At 52.3% G+C, this 25713-nt stretch carries 25 protein-coding genes and 1 pseudogene; 18 read left to right on the forward strand and 8 right to left on the reverse strand.

Features of this window, described 5'->3' with window-relative positions; translation table 11 throughout:
- Positions 1–2: 2 nt before the first annotated feature.
- From OGX98_RS14850 to OGX98_RS14860, 3 genes and pseudogenes are all read left to right on the forward strand, one after another.
- Positions 3–1402: pseudogene (locus OGX98_RS14850) on the forward strand (MFS transporter); the annotation flags it as partial.
- On the forward strand, positions 1380–2162 hold the full coding sequence (locus OGX98_RS14855) for an adenine nucleotide alpha hydrolase family protein (RefSeq protein ID WP_045446833.1): 783 nt from the start codon (positions 1380–1382) through the stop codon (positions 2160–2162). The pseudogene OGX98_RS14850 and the gene OGX98_RS14855, both read left to right, overlap by 23 nt.
- Positions 2159–3013 carry an electron transfer flavoprotein subunit alpha/FixB family protein gene (locus OGX98_RS14860; RefSeq protein WP_045446830.1) on the forward strand — a complete coding sequence of 285 codons (855 nt, stop codon included), beginning with the start codon at positions 2159–2161 and terminating at the stop codon, positions 3011–3013. Before OGX98_RS14855 ends, OGX98_RS14860 begins: the two co-directional genes overlap by 4 nt.
- On the opposite strand, the gene OGX98_RS14865 is transcribed toward OGX98_RS14860, so the two are convergent.
- The 4 genes from OGX98_RS14865 to queD form a co-directional block, all read right to left on the reverse strand.
- Complete coding sequence (locus OGX98_RS14865) at positions 3010–3585, reverse strand: glycerol-3-phosphate responsive antiterminator (RefSeq protein WP_045446827.1); 576 nt, start codon at positions 3583–3585, stop codon at positions 3010–3012. The genes OGX98_RS14860 and OGX98_RS14865 overlap by 4 nt on opposite strands.
- 16 nt (positions 3586–3601) lie before the next feature.
- The gene (locus OGX98_RS14870; RefSeq protein ID WP_045446823.1) at positions 3602–3862 is read right to left on the reverse strand and encodes a ferredoxin family protein; all 261 of its coding nucleotides are present in this window, start codon (positions 3860–3862) and stop codon (positions 3602–3604) included.
- The gene (locus tag OGX98_RS14875) at positions 3853–5124 is read right to left on the reverse strand and encodes an FAD-dependent oxidoreductase (RefSeq protein ID WP_048220662.1); all 1272 of its coding nucleotides are present in this window, start codon (positions 5122–5124) and stop codon (positions 3853–3855) included. Before OGX98_RS14875 ends, OGX98_RS14870 begins: the two co-directional genes overlap by 10 nt.
- 81 nt (positions 5125–5205) lie before the next feature.
- A complete protein-coding gene (queD, locus tag OGX98_RS14880; protein WP_045446818.1) occupies positions 5206–5568 on the reverse strand; it encodes a 6-carboxytetrahydropterin synthase QueD in 363 nt (120 codons plus the stop codon).
- A 305-nt stretch (positions 5569–5873) separates the two neighbouring features.
- Between queD and cysJ the strand changes: the two genes are divergently transcribed.
- From cysJ to cysH, 3 genes are all read left to right on the forward strand, one after another.
- The gene (cysJ, locus tag OGX98_RS14885; protein WP_048220663.1) at positions 5874–7673 is read left to right on the forward strand and encodes an NADPH-dependent assimilatory sulfite reductase flavoprotein subunit; all 1800 of its coding nucleotides are present in this window, start codon (positions 5874–5876) and stop codon (positions 7671–7673) included.
- Positions 7673–9385, forward strand: a complete 1713-nt coding sequence (gene cysI / locus OGX98_RS14890; protein WP_048220665.1) for an assimilatory sulfite reductase (NADPH) hemoprotein subunit — start codon at positions 7673–7675, stop codon at positions 9383–9385. The genes cysJ and cysI overlap by 1 nt, the downstream gene beginning before the upstream one ends.
- A gap of 99 nt (positions 9386–9484) precedes the next feature.
- Positions 9485–10219, forward strand: a complete 735-nt coding sequence (gene cysH / locus OGX98_RS14895) for a phosphoadenosine phosphosulfate reductase (protein ID WP_048220666.1) — start codon at positions 9485–9487, stop codon at positions 10217–10219.
- Between the two features lie 53 nt (positions 10220–10272).
- Here cysH and OGX98_RS14900 read toward each other — a convergent pair whose 3' ends face one another.
- Entirely contained in the window at positions 10273–11310 is a 1038-nt protein-coding gene (locus OGX98_RS14900) for an aminopeptidase (RefSeq protein WP_045446805.1), read from the reverse strand.
- Between the two features lie 254 nt (positions 11311–11564).
- Between OGX98_RS14900 and cysD the strand changes: the two genes are divergently transcribed.
- The 12 genes from cysD to rpoS all read left to right on the forward strand — a co-directional run bounded on the left by cysD (position 11565) and on the right by rpoS (position 21357).
- Positions 11565–12473, forward strand: coding sequence for a sulfate adenylyltransferase subunit CysD (gene cysD / locus OGX98_RS14905; protein WP_003034152.1), 909 nt, complete (start codon positions 11565–11567; stop codon positions 12471–12473).
- A 9-nt stretch (positions 12474–12482) separates the two neighbouring features.
- A complete protein-coding gene (gene cysN, locus OGX98_RS14910; RefSeq protein WP_045446802.1) occupies positions 12483–13910 on the forward strand; it encodes a sulfate adenylyltransferase subunit CysN in 1428 nt (475 codons plus the stop codon).
- Positions 13910–14515 (forward strand): adenylyl-sulfate kinase, encoded by a 606-nt coding sequence (gene cysC, locus OGX98_RS14915; RefSeq protein WP_045446799.1) that lies wholly within the window; start codon positions 13910–13912, stop codon positions 14513–14515. The genes cysN and cysC overlap by 1 nt, the downstream gene beginning before the upstream one ends.
- Positions 14516–14565: 50 nt before the next feature.
- On the forward strand, positions 14566–14889 hold the full coding sequence (locus OGX98_RS14920) for a DUF3561 family protein (RefSeq protein WP_045446796.1): 324 nt from the start codon (positions 14566–14568) through the stop codon (positions 14887–14889).
- 218 nt (positions 14890–15107) lie between these two features.
- Positions 15108–15419, forward strand: a complete 312-nt coding sequence (gene ftsB, locus OGX98_RS14925) for a cell division protein FtsB (RefSeq protein ID WP_003034163.1) — start codon at positions 15108–15110, stop codon at positions 15417–15419.
- 18 nt (positions 15420–15437) lie between these two features.
- Entirely contained in the window at positions 15438–16148 is a 711-nt protein-coding gene (gene ispD / locus OGX98_RS14930; protein ID WP_048220667.1) for a 2-C-methyl-D-erythritol 4-phosphate cytidylyltransferase, read from the forward strand.
- On the forward strand, positions 16148–16627 hold the full coding sequence (ispF, locus tag OGX98_RS14935) for a 2-C-methyl-D-erythritol 2,4-cyclodiphosphate synthase (protein WP_003034167.1): 480 nt from the start codon (positions 16148–16150) through the stop codon (positions 16625–16627). Before ispD ends, ispF begins: the two co-directional genes overlap by 1 nt.
- Positions 16624–17673: a tRNA pseudouridine(13) synthase TruD gene (gene truD, locus OGX98_RS14940; RefSeq protein ID WP_045446790.1), complete on the forward strand. Its 1050-nt coding sequence runs from the start codon at positions 16624–16626 to the stop codon at positions 17671–17673. Before ispF ends, truD begins: the two co-directional genes overlap by 4 nt.
- The gene (surE, locus tag OGX98_RS14945; RefSeq protein ID WP_045446786.1) at positions 17654–18415 is read left to right on the forward strand and encodes a 5'/3'-nucleotidase SurE; all 762 of its coding nucleotides are present in this window, start codon (positions 17654–17656) and stop codon (positions 18413–18415) included. The genes truD and surE overlap by 20 nt, the downstream gene beginning before the upstream one ends.
- Positions 18409–19035 carry a protein-L-isoaspartate O-methyltransferase gene (pcm, locus tag OGX98_RS14950; RefSeq protein WP_045446783.1) on the forward strand — a complete coding sequence of 209 codons (627 nt, stop codon included), beginning with the start codon at positions 18409–18411 and terminating at the stop codon, positions 19033–19035. The genes surE and pcm overlap by 7 nt, the downstream gene beginning before the upstream one ends.
- A gap of 185 nt (positions 19036–19220) precedes the next feature.
- Positions 19221–20303 (forward strand): murein hydrolase activator NlpD, encoded by a 1083-nt coding sequence (gene nlpD, locus OGX98_RS14955; protein WP_223307009.1) that lies wholly within the window; start codon positions 19221–19223, stop codon positions 20301–20303.
- 61 nt (positions 20304–20364) lie between these two features.
- Positions 20365–21357: an RNA polymerase sigma factor RpoS gene (rpoS, locus tag OGX98_RS14960; RefSeq protein WP_000081498.1), complete on the forward strand. Its 993-nt coding sequence runs from the start codon at positions 20365–20367 to the stop codon at positions 21355–21357.
- A gap of 125 nt (positions 21358–21482) precedes the next feature.
- On the opposite strand, the gene mutS is transcribed toward rpoS, so the two are convergent.
- The 3 genes from mutS to OGX98_RS14975 form a co-directional block, all read right to left on the reverse strand.
- Positions 21483–24050 (reverse strand): DNA mismatch repair protein MutS, encoded by a 2568-nt coding sequence (mutS, locus tag OGX98_RS14965; RefSeq protein ID WP_045446776.1) that lies wholly within the window; start codon positions 24048–24050, stop codon positions 21483–21485.
- 273 nt (positions 24051–24323) lie between these two features.
- Entirely contained in the window at positions 24324–24842 is a 519-nt protein-coding gene (locus tag OGX98_RS14970; protein ID WP_045446774.1) for a hypothetical protein, read from the reverse strand.
- Positions 24842–25627, reverse strand: a complete 786-nt coding sequence (locus OGX98_RS14975) for a winged helix-turn-helix domain-containing protein (protein ID WP_048220668.1) — start codon at positions 25625–25627, stop codon at positions 24842–24844. The genes OGX98_RS14970 and OGX98_RS14975 overlap by 1 nt, the downstream gene beginning before the upstream one ends.
- Between the last annotated feature and the right edge of the window lie 86 nt (positions 25628–25713).

Below are 25713 nucleotides of genomic sequence, written 5' to 3' on the forward strand. Positions count from 1 at the left end.
ACGGCTTCTCAACCGGGAAGCCGTTTTTATACCGGACGATGAAGGAGTGGAAATGAACACTTCACCGGTGCGAATGGACGATTTACCGCTTAACGGTTTTCACTGTCGTATTGCCGCGTTGACCTTTGGTGCTCACCTTACCGACGGCTATGTGCTTGGCGTCGTCGGTTACGCCATTATTCAGTTAACACCCGCGATGCAACTGACGCCGTTTATGACCGGGATGATTGGCGGTTCGGCGCTGCTCGGGCTGTTTCTTGGCAGTCTGGTGTTGGGATGGGTGTCCGATCACTTAGGCCGCCAGAAGATATTCACTTTTAGCTTTGTGCTGATCACTATCGCTTCTTTTTTACAATTTTTCGTGACCTCGCCGGAACAGCTTATTACCCTGCGGATCCTGGTTGGTATCGGGCTGGGGGGCGATTACTCTGTAGGTCATACCTTGTTAGCTGAGTTTTCGCCGCGTCGACATCGTGGGGTATTGCTGGGTGCATTCAGTGTGGTATGGACCATTGGCTACGTGCTGGCAAGCCTGGTTGGTCACCACTTTATTCTGGAAAGCCCCGAGGCCTGGCGCTGGTTGTTGGCATCGGCGGCATTGCCTGCATTGCTGATTACACTGTTACGTTGGGGAACGCCGGAATCGCCACGATGGTTACTGCGCCAGGGGCGTTTCGCCGAAGCTCATGCTATCGTGAGTCGCTACTTTGGCCCGCACGTGCTGCTGGGTGATGAAGTGGCGACGCCGTCTGGTAAGCATATCAAAACGCTGTTTTCTGCCCGCTACTGGCGGCGAACTGTTTTTAACAGCGTGTTCTTTGTCTGTCTGGTGATCCCGTGGTTTGTTATCTACACCTGGCTGCCCACGATTGCTCAGACTATCGGTCTTGAAGATGCGCTGACTGCCAGTCTGCTGTTGAATACGTTGCTGATTGCTGGTTCTTTGTTAGGGCTGCTATTGACGCATCTGCTGACTCACCGAAAGTTCCTGCTCTGGAGCTTTTTGCTGCTGGCGGCAACGCTTTTCACGATGGCTTTTTTACCCTCAGGTAGCTCTTTTACGCTGATGTTATTTGTGCTGTTCAGCACAATGATATCCGCTGTCAGTAATTTAGTGGGAATTCTGCCTGCTGAAAGTTTTCCGACGGATATCCGTTCGCTGGGGGTTGGGTTCGCCACCGCGATGAGCCGACTTGGCGCAGCTATCAGTACCGGCCTGTTACCCTGGACGCTTGCACAATGGGGAATGGAGACAACATTGTTACTGTTGACAGGCGTATTACTGATTGGGTTTGGCGTGACCTGGCTCTGGGCCCCAGAAACGAAGGCTTTGTCGCTGGCGGTTGCCGGGAACGTGGACAAAAGACAGGGAGGCGCGAATGAACATACTGTTAGCATTTAAGGCGGAACCGGATCAGGGGATGCTGGCGGAAAAAGACTGGTTGGCCGCGACGGCAGGGGTATCTGGTCCCGATACCGCCATGCTGCGCTGTTCACCCGGCGCAGATGAGCAGGCGGCAGCTTCGCTGCTGCTGGCGCAGCGTCGTGATGGCTGCAATATGGCGTTGACTGCGTTAAGCATTGGTGATGAACGGGTGATCCACTGGCTACGTTATTTTGCTGCGTTGGGTTTTGATACGTCAGTGCTGCTGGAGGCCTCTGGGGATCTGCGCTTTGCTGCGGAATTCATTGCCCGACAGATCGCTGGCTGGCAGCGCGATCACGGTGCGGATTTGATTATTACTGGTTGTCAGAGTAGCGAAGGGCAAAACGGGCAGACGCCGTTTCTGGTGGCTGAAATGCTGGCGTGGCCCTGCTTCACTCAGGTAGAACGTTTTACGCTCGAACAGCCTTTTATTGTGATTGACCAGCGAACCGTAACCGGGCTTCGCCGTTGTCGGGTGCGGCTTCCGGCGGTGATTGCCGTCAGGCAGTGTGGGGAAATGGCACTACCCGTACCGGGGATGCGTCAGCGTCTGGCGGCGTCAAAAGCTGAGATTGTTCGCCAGCCCGCCGTCCCCGATAAAACCCCAATAGTTCAGTGCCAGAAGCTGGCGCGCCCAGAACAACGGCGTAACGCCACCATTATCGACGGCGCAACAACGCAGGAAAAAGCCCGCATATTATGGCAGGACTATTTGTGTCAGAGGATGCAGCCATGAAGATAGCGATTATTACGAACTCTCTTGAGAGTGATGCTCTGGCTGGATGGCTGGCGGCGAATGACCTCAGTGTGGAGGAGCTGGAACGCTGGATTATCGAGCCAATTGCGGATGTGGCGGAACAGGTGCTGGACGCACTGGCGGCACAGTGGCTGCTGACGCCTGTCGAGATCCTGGTTTTTCCGGCAGGGCCATTGGGCGACGAGCTGGCGACACGACTGGCCTGGCGCCTGCACGGCGGCTGCGTTTGCCAGGTACAGACTCTGGATGCACAACAAGGACTAGTGATCAAATCGCACTGGGGGAATGCATTGACGGCAACATTGCAAATCAACAAGCGTCCCTTGTGCCTGTCGTTGGCACGACAAGCAGAGATGAACAATTCAGGTCATTCCCTTCCTTTGATGGTAGAACATCACATTATGCCTACAGTGCTGCCTGACTGGCTGGATGAGGTGGAGAGCGTAAATGACGTCAGCACGCATCCTCTGCTGCAGGCCGATCGTGTGCTGGTGGTCGGGCAGGGTGGAAGTGAGGTTGGTGCGGATAAAATTACCGCTCTGGGGCAGGGAATTCGTGCCGAGGTGGGGTACAGCCGTGCGCGGGTGATGAACGGCGGTTTTGATGCAGAGCGCGTGATTGGCATATCGGGGCATCTGCTTTCGCCGGATGTCTGTATTGTGGCTGGCGCATCCGGCGCGGCGGCGTTGATGGCTGGAGTAAGGCAGAGTCGTTTTGTTGTGGCGATAAATAATGACTCCAGTGCGCCTGTTTTCTCACAGGCGGATGTAGGGATTATTGACGACTGGCTACCGGTGCTTGAGGCGCTGGCAGCCTGCGCAGAAACTTAATTCAGTTTTTTTGCCAGCGTCCAGACGTCGGTGTTGGTGGTCGAAAGCGCCGCCACACCGGCTTTCATCACGTTGCGAGCGTCCTCTTCATCACATACCAGACCTCCGGCAATCAGCGGCTGGCGTATTTTTTCTGTCACCCAGCCCAGCACTTTTGGCATACAACCAGGCAGGATCTCAATACAGTCCGGATTCGACTGTGCCACCTGCTTATCAATGTTGTGAAAAGAGATGGAATCGACAATAAACAAGCGATGGATGCAGAAAAAACCTTCCGCCCGCGCCGCTTTCAGCATTGGCGCTTTAGTACTAATGATGCCATCCGCTTCGGTGACCAGCTTCAGAAACTGGATCACGACCTCCTTATTCGATGCTCCCTCCAGCAGATCTACGTGGATAAAGGCGTATTTACCGGCATTTTTTATCTTCTTTACGATGTTGCTAATGGTGCAAATATTACCGTAGAGAACGGAGATGAACTGGCAATCGGAATCGATGGCTAATTGCAGACTGGCGTTATCTTTCACGGCGGCGATCACCGGATTCTGGCGGAGCAGATGTAACAGAGGCATAGATTATCCTTATAAATTAACCAAAGCGGTAAGTGATGCCAAATGAAGATGCAGGGTAGCGCCACTGTTGCAGCGTTTTTTCATCGCATAACAGTCGACAGGTCCCACACTCCAGGCAGCCGCGAAAATCGACACGCAGTTCACCTTCTGGCGTAAGGGAAAACAGTCCAGCGGGACATGTTTTGATCAGCAGTTCCGCCATGTCTCTGTCGACGGCGGGAGCTGGAACGATATGTGCAACGTCGGTGGGACGCCAGATATTACGGGCTACAGACATCGTAAACTCCTGATAATATCGCCAGCCAGATGACGCAGGCCGTGACGACGAAACTGACGCCAGACGATCTGACGCAGAGGGGGAACAGGATGATTCCCTTGTTCCCAGATTTCATGAGAAATGGCCTGCATAAGCGCAGGCCACTGGTGATACCAGCCGGGGCGTTGCAGCAATGCGGGAACATGCTGGTAGCGTTGCAGAACATCCCAAAGCAGGCTGTGTTGAATTTCCTGATGATAGGCAGGGAACAGGTTTTGCTGCTCTGGTTTCCGACAGGCGTTGATTAGCGTTTGTGCTGCCGCCTTAGCACCGATGAGCGCCATATCCATACCACGTACGGAAAAACCAGTATTGACGCAGCTGCGCAGCGCATCGCCCACCAGTAGCCAACCTTCTCCAGCGTATCGCTCCGGCATACTGTGCAGACCACCTTCCGGCACCAGATGTGCGCCATACTCCAGTGTTTCGCTGTCTCTTAGCAGGGGATGGAGCGCTGGGTGCGTTTTGAGCCGCGTCAGTATGTCGGCTGTTGGAATGTCACTCTGTGCAATGGAAGATAGCGGACAAACGACGCCGAATGAAAGCGTTTGCTGATTGGTATAAAGAAACGCGCCGCCGGGCAGATCCCCGCAGACCTCTCCGCTAAACAGCATAGCTGCGCCTTCATTGCCGTTCAGTCGAAAGCGTTCCTGGATCGTCTGTGTATCCAGCGCCAGCGTCTCTTTAATCCCGAGCGCCATCGTACTTGTCGCAGGGCGCGGCAGAAAACCATACCGTTCTGCCAGCACGCTGTTGGCCCCTTCAGCCAGTACCACATAGCGGGCGCGTAGACTCTCATTATCGGCAATGATGCCGCAGACTTTGCCATCTTCAACATGGAGTGCTTCAACTGTAACACCGCTGATAAACTGCACACCTTCGGCCTGTGCTTGAGCGACAAACCACGGATCGAAACGGGAGCGCAGCAGGGTCCATGAGTCTCCATCAGGTTGCAGGCTGGAGTATGTCGTTGCACCACTATGCGTTAATAATGTGAGGTTTTCCTGGGTAATGCGGCGCTCAAGTGGCGCAGATTGTTGGAAGTTGGGCAGGAGTTCGCTTAGTGCATGACAGTACAGACGTCCGCCGGAAAGGTTTTTACTGCCAGGAATTTCGCCGCGTTCGAGTAACAGGACTGTCAGCCCTGCACGTGCACAGCGTAAAGCACAAGCGGTGCCTGCTATCCCTGCACCGATGATAATAATATCGAAATCGTCAGCCATGTTGTGCTCCAGATATCCAGAGCACATAACCCTAACAGACTGTCAGACAAGGAATGTTGACCGCTGACACATCCGATTAAATCACTCGCCGCGATAGACGCAACCCGCCGTGCAGGTCTCTTTCACCATCACTGCGCTCAGCAGAGGGACGACAGGTTTTACCTCATCCCAAATCCATTTTGCCAGCACTTCGCTGGTAGGATTGGACAGACCCGGAATATCGTTCAGGTAGTAGTGATCCAGACGATCGTATGTCGGCTTAAACGCTGCTTTCAGCTCAGAAAAATCCATGATCCAACCGGTATGCGGATCGACTTCACCGGTAATTTCAAGACGCACCATAAATGAGTGACCATGCAGGCGGCCACATTTATGTCCTTCCGGTACATGCGGCAGGCGGTGGGCGGCTTCGAAGGTGAAATCTTTAAACAGGGTGGTGGTCATGATTAGCTCTCAATGATACGAAAAACCGCCGTAGGGTACCGGAAAGTACGTTTTTTATCATTAACTAAAACGGCGTTCAGCACCTGATTGCGCTATTTATCGATGTTAACTTTTTTATTTTCTTTAATTTCATGTGATTAGATAATCGTTTTTGCTGTTAATAACTATAGCTAAAACAAGTTAGTCCATTTGGTTATTTGTTATTTCCATCACTTCTTTAGTTGTGACTATCACCACCGTTAACCTTATCTTCAGTTTGGGTTTTATTGCTGAAATCCGCTTTGCTTACTGGAACATGACAACGCATGACGACACAGGCCCCACCTTCTGCTTTGCTTCCGCTAAACCCGGAGCAACTGGCACGCCTTCAGGCGGCCACGAACGATCTCTCGCCCTCGCAGCTTGCGTGGGTTTCTGGCTATTTCTGGGGCGTGCTGAATCAGCAGCCGGGCGCAAATGTTGCTTCACCTGCGCCTGTCGTTGACGTTCCGGGGATCACGCTTATTTCCGCTTCACAGACCGGCAATGCCCGCCGTGTGGCGGAAGCTCTGCGCGACGATCTGCTCGCCGCGAAACTCAATGTCACCCTGATCAATGCCGGCGACTATAAGTTCAAACAAATCGCTAACGAAAAATTGCTGGTTGTGGTGGCATCGACTCAGGGGGAAGGTGAACCAGCGGAAGAAGCGGTGGCGCTGCATAAGTTCCTGTTCTCTAAAAAAGCGCCGAAGCTTGAAAACACCGCCTTTGCTGTTTTTGGTCTCGGAGATACCTCTTACGAGTTTTTCTGCCAGTCTGGAAAAGACTTCGATAGCAAACTGGCGGAGCTTGGCGGTGAACGTTTGCTCGATCGTGTGGATGCGGATGTTGAATACCAGACCGCGGCGGCAGAATGGCGTGCTCGTCTGGTTGATGTGCTGAAGGCTCGTGCCCCCGCTGCATCTTCTGTCCAGACCGCAGCAAGTGGTGCTGTGAACGAGGTGCATACCAGTCCGTATACCAAAGAGGCGCCGCTCAGTGCTTCCCTTTCTGTGAACCAGAAAATTACCGGACGTGACTCTGAAAAAGATGTACGCCATATTGAAATCGATCTTGGCGATTCGGGTCTGCGTTATCAGCCGGGCGATGCCTTAGGAGTCTGGTATCAAAACGATCCAGCCTTAGTGAAAGAGATCGTAGAACTGTTATGGCTGAAAGGTGATGAACCTGTCACGGTTGATGGGAAATTAATACCGCTCACTGAAGCCTTACAGTGGCATTTCGAACTGACGGTTAACACAGCCAATATCGTGGAGAATTACGCCAGCTTAACGCGCAGTGAAACATTACTGCCGCTGGTAGGCGATAAAGCGCAATTACAACATTACGCGGCGACGACTCCGATTGTCGATATGCTGCGCTTCTCTCCGGCACAACTGGACGCTAACGCGTTAACGGGTCTGTTGCGTCCGCTGACACCTCGGTTGTACTCCATTGCGTCCTCACAGGCAGAGGTGGAAAGCGAAGTGCATGTCACCGTTGGTGCTGTGCGTTTTGAAGTTGAAGGCCGCGCGCGTGCTGGTGGTGCTTCCAGCTTCCTCGCCGATCGCGTTGAAGAAGAAGGTGAAGTGCGTGTGTTCATTGAACATAACGACAACTTCCGTCTGCCAGCTAACCCTGAAACGCCGGTGATTATGATTGGTCCTGGCACTGGCATTGCGCCGTTCCGCGCTTTTATGCAGCAACGCGCTGCTGATGAAGCGTCGGGCAAAAACTGGTTGTTCTTTGGCAACCCGCACTTTACTGAAGATTTCCTGTATCAGGTGGAATGGCAGCGCTACGTCAAAGAGGGTGTGCTGAGCCGTATCGATCTCGCCTGGTCTCGTGACCAAAAAGAAAAAGTCTACGTACAAGATAAACTGCGCCAACAAGGTGCGGAACTGTGGCGCTGGATTAATGACGGTGCGCACATTTATGTCTGCGGCGACGCCAATCGCATGGCGAAAGATGTTGAGCAGGCTTTGCTGGAAGTGATTGCCGAATTCGGTGGTATGGATACCGAAGCGGCAGATGAATTTTTAAGTGAGCTGCGCGTTGAGCGCCGTTATCAGCGAGATGTCTACTAATGAGTGAAAAACATCCAGGACCACTGGTGGTCGAAGGTAAGCTGTCCGACGCTGAACGTATGAAGCTGGAAAGCAACTATCTGCGTGGCACCATTGCCGAAGATTTAAATGACGGTCTCACCGGTGGTTTCAAAGGTGATAACTTTCTGCTGATCCGTTTTCACGGGATGTACCAGCAGGATGACCGCGATATTCGCGCCGAACGCGCCGAGCAGAAGCTGGAGCCGCGTCACGCGATGCTGCTGCGCTGCCGCCTGCCGGGCGGTGTTATCACCACCAAACAGTGGCAGGCGATCGATAAGTTTGCCCACGACAACACCATTTACGGCAGCATTCGTCTGACTAACCGCCAGACCTTCCAGTTCCACGGTATTCTGAAAAAGAATGTCAAACCGGTGCATCAGATGCTGCATTCGGTCGGGCTGGACGCACTGGCGACCGCCAACGACATGAACCGTAACGTGTTGTGCACCTCCAACCCGTATGAGTCTGAGCTACACGCGGAAGCTTACGAGTGGGCGAAAAAGATCTCTGAACATTTGCTACCGCGCACTCGCGCTTATGCGGAGATCTGGCTCGATCAGGAAAAAGTCGCAACGACCGATGAAGAGCCGATTTTGGGGCAAACCTATCTGCCGCGTAAGTTCAAAACCACGGTGGTGATCCCACCGCAAAACGATATCGATCTGCATGCTAACGATATGAACTTTGTGGCGGTCGCAGAAAACGGCAAACTGGTGGGCTTTAACCTTCTGGTCGGTGGCGGGCTTTCTATTGAGCACGGCAACAAGAAAACCTATGCGCGTACAGCCAGTGAATTTGGCTATCTGCCGCTGGAACATACTTTAGCGGTGGCGGAAGCGGTGGTCACGACTCAGCGCGACTGGGGCAACCGTACCGACCGTAAAAATGCCAAAACGAAATACACGCTGGAACGCGTGGGCGTGGAGACCTTCAAAGCGGAAGTCGAGCGTCGTGCAGGTATCAAATTCGAACCGATTCGCCCGTATGAATTTACGGGGCGCGGCGATCGTATTGGATGGGTGAAGGGTATCGATAATAAATGGCACCTGACGCTGTTTATCGAGAATGGTCGTATTCTGGATTATCCTGGACGTCCGCTGAAAACGGGACTACTGGAAATCTCGAAGATCCACAAAGGTGAGTTCCGTATTACGGCGAACCAGAACCTGATCATTGCCGGTGTGCCGGACAATCAGAAAGCGAAGATTGAAAAGATAGCGCGTGACAGCGGCCTGATGAATGCTGTTACCCCGCAACGTGAAAACTCGATGGCTTGCGTGTCGTTCCCGACCTGCCCGCTGGCGATGGCTGAAGCTGAACGCTTCCTGCCGACGTTTATTGATAACATCGACACGCTGATGGCGAAGCATGGCGTGAGTGATGAACATATTGTAATGCGTGTAACAGGCTGCCCGAACGGTTGCGGACGCGCGATGCTGGCGGAAGTTGGGCTGGTGGGGAAAGCGCCAGGGCGTTACAACCTGCATCTGGGCGGAAACCGTATCGGTACGCGCATTCCACGCATGTTCAAAGAGAATATCACCGAGCCGGAAATTCTGGCATTGATGGATGAACTGATTGGGCGCTGGGTGAAAGAACGCGAAGCGGGTGAAGGATTCGGAGACTTTACGGTGCGTGCGGGCATTATTCGCCCGGTGCTCGATCCCGCTCGGGATCTCTGGGAATAATGTGAAATTGCCGGATGGCGGCATGAATGTCTTATCCGGCCTACTGCACGATTGTAGGCCTGAGATGCGCAGCACCATCAGGCAATAAGTGAGGTAACGATGTCCGAACTCGATCTAAACGCATTGAACGCGCTACCAAAAGTTGAGCGTGTCATGGCGTTGGCGGAAACCAACAGCCAACTGGAAAAACTAAGCGCGCAAGAGCGAGTGGCGTGGGCGCTGGAAAACCTGCCTGGCGAGTATGTGCTTTCATCAAGCTTTGGTATTCAGGCGGCGGTCAGCTTGCATCTGGTGAATCAGATCCGTCCGGATATTCCGGTGATCCTCACCGATACCGGTTATCTGTTCCCGGAAACCTATCAATTCATTGACGAGTTAACAGACAAGCTCAAGCTTAATTTGCAGGTCTATCGGGCTAAGGAGAGCGCTGCCTGGCAGGAGGCGCGCTACGGCAAACTGTGGGAGCAGGGCGTTGAGGGCATTGAGAAATACAATGACATCAACAAAGTTGAACCGATGAACCGTGCGCTGAAAGAGCTGAATGCGCAAACCTGGTTTGCAGGTCTGCGTCGTGAACAGTCCGGAAGCCGCGCGCATTTACCGGTGCTGGCCATTCAGCGCGGGGTATTTAAACTGCTACCGATTATCGACTGGGACAACCGGACGGTGTACCAGTACCTGCAGCAACACGGGCTGAAATATCATCCATTGTGGGATCAGGGCTACCTCTCGGTGGGCGATACCCATACTACCCGTAAATGGGAACCGGGCATGGCAGAAGAAGAGACGCGTTTCTTCGGGCTTAAACGCGAGTGTGGCCTGCACGAAGGTTGAAGTGGTAAAAGGCCCGGTAAGCTCTATCCGCTACCGGGCATTAATTTTGTGTATTAACCCGCTTTCGCCAGCTCTTTCACCAACGGCAACATAATGCGTACTACGTCGCGGCTACGGTGTTCAATACGGCCAGGTAGCACTTTATCGATATGCTGTTGGTTATCCAGCCGTATATCATGCCAGCTGTTGCCGGCGGGGAATGAGGCGCTTTTGGCCCGCTGCTGATAGCCGTCTTTTTTGCCCAGATTCCAGTTTGTTGCTTCAACGGAGAGCACAGAAATTCCCGCTTTGTCGAAAACCTCCGCATCGTTACAACATCCTGTTCCCTTCGGATAGTCCTTGTTCATACCCGGATTGGTGCTGGCGGTAATGCCCCGGCTGTGGGCGATAGCCAGCGCCCGATCGCGTGTGAGTTTTCGTACCGCTTCGGGGGTTTTTTGTCCACTGTTGAAATAGAGCTTATCGCCGACGATAAGGTTATCGAGGTTAATGACCAACAGCGTATTTTTCTTTTCTGCTGCGCTCATGCGTTTGAGCACGTTCTCCGCACCGAGCTTGCCTTCTTCCTCACCGCTGGTGGCGATAAAGCGAATGCCGTATTGCGTCGGTACATTTTTTAGTTTTTCTGCCAGCTCCAGCATGACGCCCAGACCTGCGGCGTTGTCGTCGATTCCCTGCAAGGTTAAACCACCCAGATTGGCATCGGAATCGGCATCGCTTTGTGGGGCATAGGTATCGAGGTGCGCCATAATAATAATCTGCTGTGGCGCTTTGCCTTCATGCGCTGCTATTACGGTGCTTCCCGTTATGTTATGCCAGTTTTTACGATTATTTTTGGCGGTATAAACATAGCGGCTATTAAATGTCCGAATATCACTGCGGTATCCCATCTGTTCAAATTGCTGACGCAAATAATCAGCGGACAACATTTCGGCGGGAGAACCAGTCATGCGCCCAGGAAAGAACGTTGCTATATATCGAGCCTGAGTATTAGCGATAACTCCGGGTTTCTCGGATGTTGCCTGTGCGGGAAGGATAAAGCATACGCCGAGCGCCAGGGCAGCAGGAAGGTGGCGCAATGCGGAAAACATAATGAGTCCTTAAATACCAAGCATAAATTTTTAACCGCTAGTATGAAACCGTGATCGCGGTAAAACAATTTCATTTGCTCCTAAATGCCCGAAATTCGGTAGCTTAAGCACTTTTTGATATTTGCTTTTCCAGATCGTTATTCCTTTGAGGAACTACTCATTCCAATTCGTAATTTCATTCGCTCCCCTGCGCTCCCTATAGTCGAGTTATCTGAGTATCGTTAGCAAAATAGCGGCATTACATAGGAACGGTTATGGATCAAAAACGACTTACCCACCTGCGGCAACTGGAAGCGGAAAGCATCCATATCATTCGTGAGGTGGCCGCCGAGTTTTCTAATCCGGTGATGATGTATTCCATCGGCAAAGACTCCAGCGTAATGCTGCATCTGGCGCGCAAAGCGTTTTATCCAGGCACGCTGCCATTCCCTTTGCTTCACGTTGATACCGGCTGGAAATTTAGCGAGATGTATGAATTTCGTGACCGTACGGCGAAAGCTTATGGTTGCGAACTGCTGGTGCATAAAAACCCGGAAGGGGTGGCAATGGGGATCAACCCGTTTGTCCATGGTAGCGCCAAGCATACTGACATCATGAAAACCGAAGGGCTGAAGCAAGCTCTGAATAAATACGGTTTTGATGCCGCGTTCGGTGGTGCTCGTCGTGATGAAGAGAAATCGCGCGCTAAAGAGCGTATTTACTCCTTTCGTGACCGTTTTCATCGCTGGGACCCAAAAAACCAGCGTCCGGAACTGTGGCACAACTACAACGGGCAGATAAACAAAGGCGAGAGTATTCGCGTGTTTCCGCTCTCTAACTGGACCGAGCAGGATATCTGGCAGTACATCTGGCTGGAGAATATCGACATTGTTCCGCTGTACCTGGCAGCGGAGCGTCCGGTCCTTGAACGTGACGGTATGCTGATGATGATTGACGACGACAGGATCGATTTGCAGCCGGGCGAAGTTATCAAAAAACGTATGGTGCGTTTTCGCACGCTCGGCTGCTGGCCGCTAACCGGTGCCGTGGAGTCGAATGCGCAAACGCTGCCGGAAATTATTGAAGAGATGCTGGTCTCAACCACCAGTGAACGTCAGGGGCGCGTAATAGATCGCGACCAGGCGGGCTCCATGGAGCTGAAGAAACGTCAGGGGTATTTCTAAGGAGCCGCCATGAACACTACACTTGCACAACAAATTGCCAATGAAGGCGGCGTTGAAGCCTGGATGGTCGCCCAACAACACAAAAGTCTGTTGCGTTTTTTAACCTGCGGTAGCGTGGATGATGGGAAAAGTACGTTGATCGGGCGTCTGCTACATGACACGCGTCAGATTTACGAAGATCAGCTTTCGTCGCTGCATAATGACAGCAAACGTCATGGCACTCAGGGCGAGAAGCTCGATCTGGCGCTGCTGGTCGATGGCCTGCAAGCCGAGCGTGAGCAGGGGATCACTATCGATGTGGCCTACCGCTATTTTTCTACCGAGAAGCGCAAATTTATCATTGCCGATACCCCTGGTCACGAACAGTACACCCGCAACATGGCGACCGGTGCGTCTACCTGTGATCTGGCGATCTTGCTGATTGATGCGCGCAAAGGCGTGCTGGATCAGACTCGCCGTCACAGCTTTATCTCCACGCTGCTTGGCATTAAGCATCTGGTCGTGGCAATCAACAAAATGGATCTGGTGGGCTTTCGCGAAGAGACATTTAACCGGATTCGCGAAGACTATCTGACTTTTGCTGAACAGCTACCGGGCAATCTGGATATCCGCTTCGTGCCGCTTTCCGCGCTTGAAGGCGATAACGTGGCTTCGCAAAGTGCCAGCATGCCATGGTACAGCGGCCCAACGTTGCTGGAAGTTCTGGAAACGGTTGAAATCCAGCGTGTGGTCGATACCCAGCCGATGCGCTTCCCGGTGCAGTATGTGAATCGACCGAATCTCGATTTTCGTGGCTACGCCGGAACGCTGGCCTCTGGTAGCGTAAAAGTTGGACAACGGATTAAAGTGCTGCCGTCTGGCGTTGAGTCGAGTGTGGCGCGGATAGTCACGTTCGATGGAGACTTACAGGAAGCTCATGCGGGTGAAGCGATCACTCTGGTGCTGAAAGATGAGATCGACATCAGTCGTGGCGATCTGCTGCTTGATGCCAGCGAAACATTACCGGCAGTGCAAAGTGCGGCTGTGGATGTCGTGTGGATGGCGGAACAACCGCTGTCGCCTGGGCAGAGCTATGACATCAAAGTTGCGGGCAAAAAGACGCGTGCGCGTGTTGATAATGTGCAGTATCAGGTCGACATCAACAATCTGACTCAACGTGAAGTTGATGCGTTACCGCTCAACGGTATTGGTCTGGTTGATCTGACCTTTGATGAACCGCTGGTGCTGGATACCTATCAGCAGAATCCGGTTACGGGTGGCCTGATTATCATTGACCGTCTGACCAACGTCACCGTTGGGGCCGGGCTGGTACGTGAGCCTGTCGAACAGGAGCATGTCACTGCATCCCAGTTTAGCGCCTTTGAACTGGAACTTAATGCACTGGTACGCCGTCACTTCCCACACTGGGGTGCGCGCGATTTGCTGGGAGGCAACTAATGGCGCTGCATGACGAAAACGTCGTCTGGCATGCCCATCCTGTTACGCCGCAACAGCGGGAGCAACGCCACGGACATCGTGGTGTTGTGCTGTGGTTTACCGGACTTTCTGGTTCCGGTAAATCGACGGTGGCGGGGGCGCTGGAAGAGGCTTTGCATAAACAAGGCGTCAGCACGTATTTGTTGGATGGCGATAACGTACGTCACGGTCTGTGCAGCGATCTCGGTTTTAGCGATGCCGATCGTAAGGAAAACATTCGCCGGGTTGGGGAAGTGGCTAATCTGATGGTGGACGCCGGTCTGGTGGTGCTGACCGCATTTATTTCCCCGCACCGTGCTGAGCGACACATGGTGCGTGAACGTGTGGGCGATGGGCGTTTTATTGAAGTATTCGTCGATACGCCACTGGAAATATGTGAATTACGCGATCCAAAAGGACTGTATAAAAAAGCGCGTGCAGGGGAGTTACACAATTTCACCGGAATTGACTCGGTGTACGAAGCGCCTGAATCGCCTGAAATTCATCTGGATGGTGAACAATTGGTAACAAATTTGGTCTCTCAATTATTAGACCTGCTGAAGCAGCAAGATATTATCAGATCCTGAGACACCACCGGACTTGTATTGCCCGGGCAGTCAAGGTCACAGGATTAGATATGCGTAATAGCCATAACATTACTTTTACAGAGTCAGATACCTTCAAAACCGACGACGAGACCACCTGGTCATTACCGGGGGCCGTGGTTGGTTTTGTGGCATGGATGATGGCTCTGGGGATCCCTTGTCTAATTTATGGTCCTAACACGCTGTTTTTCTTTATTTATACCTGGCCTTTTTTCCTGGCGCTACTGCCCGTCGCGATTGTGGCGGGTATTGCCCTACACTCTTTAGTGAAGGGCAAACTGCTGCTGAGCATCACTTTTACGCTGCTGGCGGTTGGGCTGATGTTCGGAGCGCTGTTCATGTGGCTACTGGGTTAGGCTGGTTCCCTTCTTTTTAATGACGTCCGGGGCTATATGCCGGACTGGTCATAATTCAAACCGTAACCAACAATGAGATTATGTTCTCCTTACACGGGGTATACGTAACAACGGGCAAATGTGGTACATTTGCCCGCGTTGTCGCGGCGTTCCCACCTGCGGACGTAAAGTCGTCTGCGGATATTATGGGATGTTGATGCCGTTTTTCAGGGGGCAGGATGGGTAAACTAACGCTGCTGTTGCTGGCTTTATTAGTCTGGCTGCAGTATTCGCTGTGGTTCGGTAAGAACGGCATACATGACTATAGCCGCGTCAACGATGATGTGGCTGCGCAACAAGCTACAAACGCGAAACTTAAGGCGCGTAACGATCAGCTCTTTGCCGAAATTGACGATCTCAATGGCGGTCAGGAAGCGATTGAAGAGCGCGCACGCAACGAACTCAGTATGACTAAGCCGGGCGAAACGTTTTATCGTCTGGTGCCTGACGCGTCTAAACGCGCGCAGACTGCAGGACAAAACAATCGATAAACCATCCAGGGATCTAACATGGCAGCCACTTTATTGGACGTTTGCGCCGTGGTGCCGGCTGCCGGGTTTGGCCGCCGAATGCAAACAGAGTGTCCTAAGCAGTACCTTTCAATTGGTAATAAAACCATTCTTGAGCACTCGGTCCATGCGCTACTCGCGCATCCCCGGGTGACGCGAGTCGTCATTGCCATCAACCCTGGCGACAGCCGCTTTGCCCAACTTCTTCTGGCCCAACATCCGCAAATCACCGTTGTCGATGGCGGTAATGAACGCGCCGATTCGGTTCTTGCCGGTTTGCAAGCCGCCGGGGAAGCCCGATGGGTACTGGTGCATGATGCTGCCAGGCCGTGTCTGCATCAGGACGATTTATCCCGTTTGCTGGCGATAAGTGAAACCAGCCGTACTGGCGGTATCCTTGCCGCACCGGTGCGAGATACGATGAAACGTGCGGAGCCGGGCAAAACAGACATCGCCCATACGGTAGATCGCACTGATTTATGGCATGCGTTGACGCCGCAGTTTTTTCCTCGTGAGCTGTTACACGACTGCCTTATCCGGGCGCTAAATGAAGGCGCGACCATTACAGATGAGGCCTCGGCGCTGGAATATTGTGGTTTTCATCCGCAACTGGTCGAAGGGCGCGCTGACAATATTAAAGTCACCCGCCCGGAAGATCTGGCGCTTGCCGAATTTTATCTGACCCGAACAACCCATCTGGAGAATGCATAATGCGAATTGGACACGGTTTTGACGTACACGCCTTTGGAGGCGTCGGCCCAATTATCATTGGTGGTGTGCGCATCCCGTATGAAAAGGGGTTGCTGGCGCATTCTGATGGGGATGTTGCACTCCATGCACTGACCGATGCCCTTTTAGGGGCAGCGGCGTTAGGTGATATTGGTAAACTCTTTCCGGATACCGATCCGGCCTTTAAAGGGGCGGATAGCCGCGAATTATTGCGTGAAGCCTGGCGCCGTATTCAGGCCAAAGGATATACCCTTGGTAATGTGGATGTGACTATTATTGCTCAGGCGCCGAAGATGCTGCCGCACATTCCGCAAATGCGTGTATTTATTGCCGAAGATCTCGGCTGCCATATGGATGATGTTAACGTGAAAGCGACCACCACGGAAAAACTCGGATTTACCGGACGTGGGGAAGGGATTGCCTGTGAAGCGGTGGCCTTACTCATAAAGGCAACGAAATGACTGAATTTGACGCTCTGACGTATCTCCACGGTAAACCACAAGGCAGTGGCGTGCTGAAAGCAAATCCGGAAGACTTTGTGGTTGTCGAAGATTTAGGCTTCGAACCGGACGGTGAAGGGGAGCACGTTCTGGTTCGCATCCTGAAAAATGGTTGTAACACGCGTTTTGTGGCTGACGCGCTGGCTAAATTCCTGAAAATCCATGCCCGTGAAGTGAGCTTTGCCGGGCAGAAAGATAAGCATGCAGTCACGGAACAGTGGCTGTGCGCGCGCGTGCCGGGCAATACGATGCCTGATTTAAGCAAATTTGAGCTTGAAGGCTGTAAAGTGCTGGAGTACTCCCGCCACAAGCGTAAGCTGCGTTTAGGCGCTTTGAAAGGTAACGCATTTACGTTGGTTCTGCGCGAAGTCAGCGCACGTGATGACGTTGAAGCGCGTTTGCAGGCAATTAGCGAGCGCGGCGTGCCGAACTATTTTGGCGCGCAGCGTTTTGGCATTGGCGGCAGTAACCTGCAAGGGGCGCTACGCTGGGCACAAAGTGATGCTCCGGTGCGCGATCGCAATAAACGCAGTTTTTGGTTGTCGGCAGCCCGCAGCGCGTTGTTTAATCAGATAGTCAACGAACGGTTGAAAAAAACAGACTTTAATCAAGTTGTTGACGGCGATGCGCTACAATTGTCGGGACGAGGAAGTTGGTTTGTCGCGACAGCGGAAGAACAGGCTGAATTACAGCGTCGTGTCGATGAAAAAGAATTAATGATTACAGCAGCATTACCGGGCAGCGGTGAGTGGGGAACTCAGCGCGATGCGCTGGCGTTTGAAGAGGCTGCTATTGCTGATGAAACCACGCTGCAGTCTTTGTTATTACGTGAAAAAGTTGAAGCATCGCGTCGCGCTATGCTGCTGTATCCACAACAATTAAGCTGGAACTGGTGGGATGATGTAACCGTTGAGTTGCGCTTCTGGCTACCGGCAGGTAGCTTCGCCACCAGTGTTGTAAGGGAACTTATTAACACAATGGGTGATTATGCGTATATTGCTGAGTAACGATGATGGGGTTCATGCACCCGGTATACAAACGCTGGCGAAAGCGCTGCGTGAGTTTGCTGATGTACAGGTAGTTGCCCCGGATCGTAACCGCAGTGGCGCGTCTAACTCGCTGACGCTGGAATCCTCGCTTCGCACCTTTACCTTTGATAACGGCGATATCGCTGTGCAAATGGGAACACCTACTGACTGCGTATATCTGGGCGTAAACGCGTTAATGCGTCCGCGCCCGGATATTGTGGTTTCCGGGATTAACGCAGGCCCTAATCTGGGCGATGATGTTATCTATTCAGGGACTGTCGCTGCGGCAATGGAAGGGCGACACCTGGGATTCCCTGCGCTGGCCGTCTCCCTTGACGGTCATAAACATTACGATACTGCCGCGGCGGTAACTTGTCGTATTTTGCGGGCGCTGAGCCGTGAACCGCTGCGAACCGGGCGCATTCTGAATATTAATGTACCGGATTTGCCGCTGGATCAGATTAAAGGCATTCGCGTCACTCGCTGTGGTAGTCGTCATCCGGCGGATCAAGTGATTCCACAGCAGGATCCGCGTGGTAACACGCTGTACTGGATTGGACCGCCGGGAGAAAAATGCGATGCCGGGCCGGATACGGACTTTGCTGCCGTAGATGAAGGCTATGTCTCGGTCACTCCGCTGCATGTCGATTTAACCGCTTACGGTGCGCATGAGGTCGTTTCTGACTGGTTAGACAGCGTGGGAGTTAACACGCAATGGTAAGCAGACGCGTACACACTCTTCTTGAACAATTACGTGCGCAGGGCATCAGAGATGAGCATGTCCTTGATGCGCTCGCTGCCGTGCCGCGTGAAAAATTCATTGATGAGGCGTTTGAGCATAAGGCCTGGGAAAACATCGCCCTGCCGATTGGCCAGGGGCAGACGATTTCGCAGCCCTATATGGTTGCCCGCATGACCGAGCTTCTTGAGTTAACGCCACAATCGCGGGTGCTGGAAATTGGTACCGGTTCTGGTTACCAGACGGCAATTCTGGCGCATCTGGTGCAGCATGTTTGTTCCGTTGAGCGGATCAAAGGTTTGCAATGGCAGGCGCGACGTCGTCTGAAGCAGCTCGATTTACACAATGTTTCGACTCGTCATGGTGATGGATGGCAAGGCTGGCAAGCGCGAGCCCCATTTGACGCTATTATTGTGACGGCAGCTCCGCCGGAGATCCCAACAGCATTAATGACGCAGTTGGATGAAGGCGGCATTCTCGTCCTACCCGTGGGTGATGAGCACCAGTTTTTGAAAAGGGTGCGTCGTCGGGGGGGCGAATTTATTATCGACACCGTGGAGGCCGTACGTTTTGTTCCCTTAGTGAAAGGGGAATTAGCGTAGATACAGGTTCTGAATACCTGGAGTTTTCCTGGATATTCTGGAATTAGTAAGCGTATCGTGGTCACGTTTTCCAGTGTCCAGCCCGATGCTTTGCACGGTGATTACGTCACGGGTTTTAACCAAATTTTCCTGGGGGATAAATGAGCGCGGGAAGCCACAAATTTACCGTTCGCCGCATTGCGGCATTGTCACTGGTTTCGTTATGGCTGGCAGGTTGTTCTAACACCTCGAATCCACCAGCGCCGGTCAGTTCTGTTGGCGGTGGCGGCTCAACGAACACCAGCTCCGGCATGCTAATTACGCCTCCACCAAAAATGGGCACAACGGCGACAGCACAGCAAACGCCACAGATCCAACCGGTGCAGCGTCCGGTCACTCAGTCCGGACAGATCCAACCCGTTGCGGAACAACCGGTTCAGATGGAAAACGGTCGTATTGTGTACAATCGTAAGTATGGGAACATTCCGAAAGGTAGTTATACCGGCGGCAGTACTTATACGGTTAAGAAAGGTGACACGCTTTTCTATATTGCCTGGATTACCGGGAACGATTTCCGTGACCTCGCACAACGAAATAACGTTCCGGCCCCGTATGGCCTGAATGTGGGGCAGACTCTGCAAGTGGGCAACGCGTCGGGTGCACCGATTACCGGTGGTAATGCAATCACTCAGGCGGATGCAGCACAGCAAGGAGTTGTGACCAACCCTGCACAAAATTCCACCGTTGCTGTTGCTTCGAAACCAACAATTACGTATTCTGAGGATTCAGGTGAACAAAGTGCTAACAAAATGTTGCCGAACAACAAGCCTGCTGGGACAGTTGTCACAGCGCCAGTAACGGCTCCAGCAGTTAGCACAACCGAATCGACTGCAAGCTCAACATCTACCAGCGCGCCAATCTCTACCTGGCGCTGGCCGACTGACGGCAAAGTGATCGAAAACTTCGCGGCTACCGAAGGTGGCAATAAAGGGATCGACATTGCAGGCAGTAAGGGACAGGCTATTGTCGCGACCGCAGATGGGCGCGTCGTATATGCCGGTAACGCACTGCGTGGTTACGGTAATCTTATTATCATCAAACATAACGATGATTACCTGAGCGCCTACGCCCATAACGATACGATGCTGGTCCGGGAACAACAAGAAATCAAGGCGGGGCAGAAAATAGCTACCATGGGTAGTACCGGAACCAGTTCAACACGATTGCATTTTGAAATTCGTTACAAGGGGAAATCCGTAAACCCGCTGCGTTATTTACCGCAGCGATAATTCGGCGGAACCAGGCTTTCACTTGCTAGTTCCGTTAGGGATCACGGGTAGGAGCCACCTTATGAGTCAGAATACGCTGAAAGTTCATGATTTAAATGAAGATGCGGAATTTGATGAGAACGGAGTAGAGGCTTTTGATGAAAAAGCCTTGAGTGAAGAGGAACCCAGTGATAACGACCTGGCTGAAGAGGAGCTGTTATCGCAAGGGGCCACACAGCGTGTGTTGGACGCGACTCAGCTTTACCTTGGTGAGATTGGGTATTCACCACTGTTAACAGCCGAAGAAGAAGTTTATTTTGCGCGTCGCGCACTGCGTGGAGATGTTGCCTCTCGCCGTCGCATGATTGAAAGTAACCTGCGTCTGGTGGTTAAAATTGCCCGTCGTTATGGCAATCGTGGTCTGGCATTGCTGGATCTGATTGAAGAGGGCAATCTGGGGCTTATCCGTGCCGTCGAGAAGTTTGACCCGGAACGCGGGTTCCGCTTCTCAACATACGCAACCTGGTGGATCCGCCAGACGATAGAACGGGCGATTATGAACCAAACCCGTACTATCCGACTGCCGATCCACATTGTAAAAGAGCTGAACGTCTATCTGCGTACCGCGCGTGAGTTGTCGCATAAACTGGACCACGAACCGAGCGCAGAAGAGATTGCAGAACAACTGGATAAACCGGTTGATGACGTTAGCCGTATGCTCCGACTCAACGAGCGCATTACCTCGGTAGACACCCCGCTGGGTGGCGATTCCGAAAAAGCGTTGCTGGATATTCTGGCCGATGAAAAGGAAAACGGTCCGGAAGACACCACGCAAGACGATGATATGAAACAGAGCATCGTCAAATGGCTGTTCGAACTGAACGCCAAACAGCGTGAAGTGCTGGCACGTCGTTTCGGTTTGCTGGGATATGAAGCTGCGACACTGGAAGATGTGGGCCGTGAAATTGGTCTCACCCGTGAACGTGTTCGCCAGATTCAGGTTGAAGGTCTGCGTCGTCTGCGTGAAATCCTGCAGACTCAGGGGCTGAATATCGAAGCGCTGTTCCGCGAGTAAGCAAAGTTCTATCAAGAAAGGCCAGTCGAGAGACTGGCCTTTTTCTTTTACCTGCGCAGGTATGAAGTCTCAATTACCGGATGGAGGAGTAAATGCCTCATCCGGTTGATAAGGGCATCGTCCTGTTAAACCAGGCTTTTCAACCGATAGATCCACTCCAGCGCCTGGCGTGGCGTCAGGGAATCCGGGTCGAGATTTTCCAGAGCTTCGATGGCTGGAGAGGTTTCTTCAGGAGCGGAAAGCAGCGACATTTGCGTACCATCTACCTGAGTAGCGGCTGCATTTGGTGTAATACTTTCCAGCTCGCGAAGTTTTTGTCGCGCACGTTTGATAACGTCTTTCGGTACACCTGCCAGTGCAGCCACTGCCAGGCCGTAGCTCTTACTTGCTGCACCATCCTGTACGCTATGCATAAAGGCGATGGTATCACCGTGTTCTAACGCGTCCAGATGCACGTTGGCAACGCCTTCCATTTTCTCCGGTAACTGTGTCAGCTCGAAGTAGTGCGTTGCGAATAACGTTAATGCTTTGATTTTATTAGCGAGATTTTCTGCACATGCCCATGCCAGTGACAGGCCGTCGTAAGTTGACGTACCGCGTCCAATCTCGTCCATCAGAACCAGGCTGTTCTCGGTGGCGTTATGCAGGATGTTGGCAGTTTCAGTCATCTCGACCATAAAGGTTGAACGGCCGGAAGCCAGGTCATCTGCAGCACCCACGCGGGTAAAGATGCGGTCGATTGGGCCGATCTCCACCTTTTGTGCCGGAACATAGCTGCCGATATAGGCCAGCAACGCAATCAGCGCAGTCTGGCGCATATAGGTACTTTTACCCCCCATATTCGGGCCGGTGATGATCAACATCCGACGCTGAGGCGAAAGGCTTAACGGGTTGGCAATAAACGGCTCTGTCAGCACCTGTTCCACCACCGGATGACGACCTTCGGTAATACGAATTCCGGGTTTATCGGTGAAAGTCGGGCAGGTGTAGTTCAGCGTATATGCACGCTCGGCCAGGTTGACCAGAACATCCAGCTCTGCCAGCGCGCTGGCGCTCTGCTGCAAATCAGCCAGATGTGGTAACAGCATGTCGAACAGTTCATCGTACAACTGTTTTTCCAGCGCCAGTGCTTTGCCTTTTGAGGTCAGTACTTTGTCTTCATACTCTTTGAGCTCAGGAATAATGTAGCGTTCGGCGTTTTTCAGAGTCTGGCGGCGCACGTAGTTTATGGGGGCCAGATGGCTCTGCCCACGGCTAATCTGAATGTAGTAACCGTGTACGGCATTAAATCCAACCTTCAGCGTGTCCAGGCCGGTTCGTTCGCGCTCGCGGATCTCCAGTCTGTCCAGATAGTCAGTTGCCCCATCAGCCAGTGCGCGCCACTCGTCCAGCTCTTCGTTATAGCCTGGCGCGATGACACCGCCATCGCGGACCAGCACTGGCGGTGCATCAACCACGGCGCGTTCCAGCAGTTCACGCAGCTCGGTGAATTCGCCCATTTTCTCGCGCAGCATCTGTACCGGAGCGCTATCAACGCTCTCCAGTTGTGCGCGCAGTTCCGGTAATTGTTGAAAGGCGTGACGCATACGGGCGAGATCGCGTGGACGCGCGGTGCGCAGTGCCAGGCGGGCCAGAATACGTTCCAGGTCACCAACCTGACGCAGCACTGGCTGTAGCTCTGCTGTGGCATCCTGGAGCGCACCGATAGTCTGCTGGCGTTCAGTCAGGACGTTAGTGTCGCGTACCGGCATATGCAGCCAGCGTTTAAGCATACGGCTGCCCATGGGGGTGACGGTGCAGTCGAGCACTGAGGCCAGAGTGTTTTCTACGCCTCCCGCCAGATTCTGGGTAATCTCCAGATTACGGCGAGTAGCAGCATCCATAATGATGCTGTCCTGCTGGCGTTCCATGGTGATGGAGCGAATATGCGGCAGAGAAGTACGCTGCGTATCTTTTACATATTGCAGCAGGCAGCCTGCGGCACATAGCCCGCGCGGAGCGTTCTCGACGCCAAAGCCAATCAGATCCCGCGTGCCAAACTGCAAGTTAAGCTGCTGGCGGGCGGTGTCTATCTCAAATTCCCACAGTGGACGGCGACGCAGTCCGCGACGACCTTCGATCAGTGATGTTTCTGCAAAATCTTCGGCATACAGTAGTTCCGCCGGATTGGTTCGTTGCAGTTCAGCTGCCATGGTCTCGCGGTCGGCGGGTTCACTGACGCGAAAACGGCCAGAACTAATGTCCAGCGTGGCGTAGCCGTAGCCTTTACTGTCCTGCCAGATGGCGGCCAGCAGGTTGTCCTGACGTTCCTGCAACAGCGCTTCATCGCTGATAGTGCCAGGCGTTACGATGCGTACAACTTTGCGTTCAACCGGCCCTTTACTGGTGGCCGGATCACCAATCTGTTCGCAAATGGCGACTGACTCGCCCTGATTGACCAGCTTGGCGAGGTAGTTTTCCACCGCGTGATGAGGAATACCCGCCATCGGGATCGGCTCGCCTGCAGACGCACCGCGTTTTGTTAGCGAGATATCAAGCAGTTGCGACGCACGTTTTGCATCGTCGTAGAACAGCTCGTAAAAGTCGCCCATGCGGTAAAACAGCAGTATCTCCGGGTGCTGAGCCTTCAGCTTGAGATACTGCTGCATCATGGGGGTGTGATTGGTGAAGTCCGTATCAAGTGACTCTTTCATATTGATTCAGCTCGTTTTTTTAATCTTTTTGGGTACCTGGGTCGTTTCATGTGAACCCCTGTAAACTCACATAAACCCATAAATTTTTATATCGAAAGCAGCCTGAAGGCAGTAACGGCGAGCTTAGGCTCAGCCTGAATGGGGTATCTTATCACCGACCACCCCAGAGATTCATCCGTGGGATTTAGCGCAATGCGAGGATGAGTCAACCGGTCATCGTGAACCGGACGATAAAACCGATATCCGGGGAGCTGGCGTCAGAAAGCTGAGTCATTATTCATTTCCTGGCAACGCGTAATTCTGGCAGTAAAGATAAGGGATCCCTTCTTTAGTAATCAGATATGTTTCACTATTCATGGCGAATAGATCGACATTGGAGATGCTTGTGTTGGTCAGGAATAAATCGGGGAGGAGCTCCTGAATAATACTGGTGGGAGCTGTTTCACGATTTGAGATATGGATTTCCTGCGATACCCAGACCGGACTTGAACCATAACTGGAGTGTGTAAAGAGCACCATTCGTTGCACGGTTTGATCATTATTCGTTGCATCTTTGATAATGCCATCAATATTCACAATGCCTTTACTATCCCCGGTTTTGATATCAATGACCCCACGAAATGAGGCGGTATTGCGTACTATTTCAATAGTTGCCCGGCAGGCAAGATTATGTAGATGGTTATGATTTTTACCATGCTGATAAAACGCAGTAAGAATAATAACCACGACACAAAGTAGCAGGATAATACCTGTTTGTATTCGGAGTCGGGGAGTGCGAATATTTATATTCATTAACTATCGTACCGTGGGTAATAGATAGACTGACAAGTATTTTTCTGCTCTCTCTGCATTGGGGAGCGGCAAAGGATCACCGACAACTTTTTGGATTCAGGATAGGTTGTTATATAAATATATTTATTGCTCTGACATAACCCAGGGTTTCTGTCGATAAAAGAGGTATGCCGGGTGAAATTGCTGGCATCATGGTTAAAATAATACTGACAATCAGTAGGGTTATTTTGTGCGGTGATATAGCCTGAAAAATAATCATCGCTGGCAGTTCGTGGGTACAGTATCAAACCACAGATGATAATAGTGAGTGCGATGAGCATCGTTTCTGTTTTGGTTATCAGCGGCTTATGCGGTGTCTCATCAGAGAATTCAGTCAGATCAGCGTTTAGAACGCATGACTCCTCTGCTACTGAAGCGAGAATTTGCGGAGTTTCTATCTCCTCAATCCTAATCTCTTCATTAATAATCAGTCCCTTGCGTTTTATTGTTGTGATAAAGGACGGATCCAGTTCTAACTGAAGAAAACTTTTACGCAGCGAGAGAATGCTCTGGTAGAAGGCATTGAAGCTCGCCTGACGATGATTTTCACCCCAGCCAAATTCCAACAGTTCGTTCTGTGAGACAACCTTTCCTTGATTTTCAATAAGTAATAAAAGACATAAAGATGCTGTTTGCTTGAGCTTTATCTGTTGCTCAGGTTGGTCCACTCTCGCCAGGTATTGTGTGGCTGGTGTAAAGATTATTTTTCTTTCAATCAGATAACTGACGGTACCAGTCTCGGACATGGTGTCTCTACTCTTGATGATTCATCCAATGGTTGGTCAGTATTGAAAACACTCGAGGCTAAAGGGCACCAATGCCTGCCAGTTTT

The organism is Citrobacter sp. Cm046 (genome assembly GCF_030333065.1).
Lineage (GTDB): Bacteria > Pseudomonadota > Gammaproteobacteria > Enterobacterales > Enterobacteriaceae > Citrobacter > Citrobacter murliniae.

Bases quoted from the DNA above. Each gene is read 5' to 3' on its own strand.
- OGX98_RS14855 (WP_045446833.1), top strand. From the start codon at position 1,380: ATGAACATACTGTTAGCATTTAAGGCGGAACCGGATCAGGGGATGCTG.
- OGX98_RS14860 (WP_045446830.1), top strand. From the start codon at position 2,159: ATGAAGATAGCGATTATTACGAACTCTCTTGAGAGTGATGCTCTGGCT.
- OGX98_RS14865 (WP_045446827.1), bottom strand. From the start codon at position 3,585: ATGCCTCTGTTACATCTGCTCCGCCAGAATCCGGTGATCGCCGCCGTG.
- OGX98_RS14870 (WP_045446823.1), bottom strand. From the start codon at position 3,862: ATGTCTGTAGCCCGTAATATCTGGCGTCCCACCGACGTTGCACATATC.
- OGX98_RS14875 (WP_048220662.1), bottom strand. From the start codon at position 5,124: ATGGCTGACGATTTCGATATTATTATCATCGGTGCAGGGATAGCAGGC.
- queD (WP_045446818.1), bottom strand. From the start codon at position 5,568: ATGACCACCACCCTGTTTAAAGATTTCACCTTCGAAGCCGCCCACCGC.
- cysJ (WP_048220663.1), top strand. From the start codon at position 5,874: ATGACGACACAGGCCCCACCTTCTGCTTTGCTTCCGCTAAACCCGGAG.
- cysI (WP_048220665.1), top strand. From the start codon at position 7,673: ATGAGTGAAAAACATCCAGGACCACTGGTGGTCGAAGGTAAGCTGTCC.
- cysH (WP_048220666.1), top strand. From the start codon at position 9,485: ATGTCCGAACTCGATCTAAACGCATTGAACGCGCTACCAAAAGTTGAG.
- OGX98_RS14900 (WP_045446805.1), bottom strand. From the start codon at position 11,310: ATGTTTTCCGCATTGCGCCACCTTCCTGCTGCCCTGGCGCTCGGCGTA.
- cysD (WP_003034152.1), top strand. From the start codon at position 11,565: ATGGATCAAAAACGACTTACCCACCTGCGGCAACTGGAAGCGGAAAGC.
- cysN (WP_045446802.1), top strand. From the start codon at position 12,483: ATGAACACTACACTTGCACAACAAATTGCCAATGAAGGCGGCGTTGAA.
- cysC (WP_045446799.1), top strand. From the start codon at position 13,910: ATGGCGCTGCATGACGAAAACGTCGTCTGGCATGCCCATCCTGTTACG.
- OGX98_RS14920 (WP_045446796.1), top strand. From the start codon at position 14,566: ATGCGTAATAGCCATAACATTACTTTTACAGAGTCAGATACCTTCAAA.
- ftsB (WP_003034163.1), top strand. From the start codon at position 15,108: ATGGGTAAACTAACGCTGCTGTTGCTGGCTTTATTAGTCTGGCTGCAG.
- ispD (WP_048220667.1), top strand. From the start codon at position 15,438: ATGGCAGCCACTTTATTGGACGTTTGCGCCGTGGTGCCGGCTGCCGGG.
- ispF (WP_003034167.1), top strand. From the start codon at position 16,148: ATGCGAATTGGACACGGTTTTGACGTACACGCCTTTGGAGGCGTCGGC.
- truD (WP_045446790.1), top strand. From the start codon at position 16,624: ATGACTGAATTTGACGCTCTGACGTATCTCCACGGTAAACCACAAGGC.
- surE (WP_045446786.1), top strand. From the start codon at position 17,654: ATGCGTATATTGCTGAGTAACGATGATGGGGTTCATGCACCCGGTATA.
- pcm (WP_045446783.1), top strand. From the start codon at position 18,409: ATGGTAAGCAGACGCGTACACACTCTTCTTGAACAATTACGTGCGCAG.
- rpoS (WP_000081498.1), top strand. From the start codon at position 20,365: ATGAGTCAGAATACGCTGAAAGTTCATGATTTAAATGAAGATGCGGAA.
- mutS (WP_045446776.1), bottom strand. From the start codon at position 24,050: ATGAAAGAGTCACTTGATACGGACTTCACCAATCACACCCCCATGATG.
- OGX98_RS14970 (WP_045446774.1), bottom strand. From the start codon at position 24,842: ATGAATATAAATATTCGCACTCCCCGACTCCGAATACAAACAGGTATT.
- OGX98_RS14975 (WP_048220668.1), bottom strand. From the start codon at position 25,627: ATGTCCGAGACTGGTACCGTCAGTTATCTGATTGAAAGAAAAATAATC.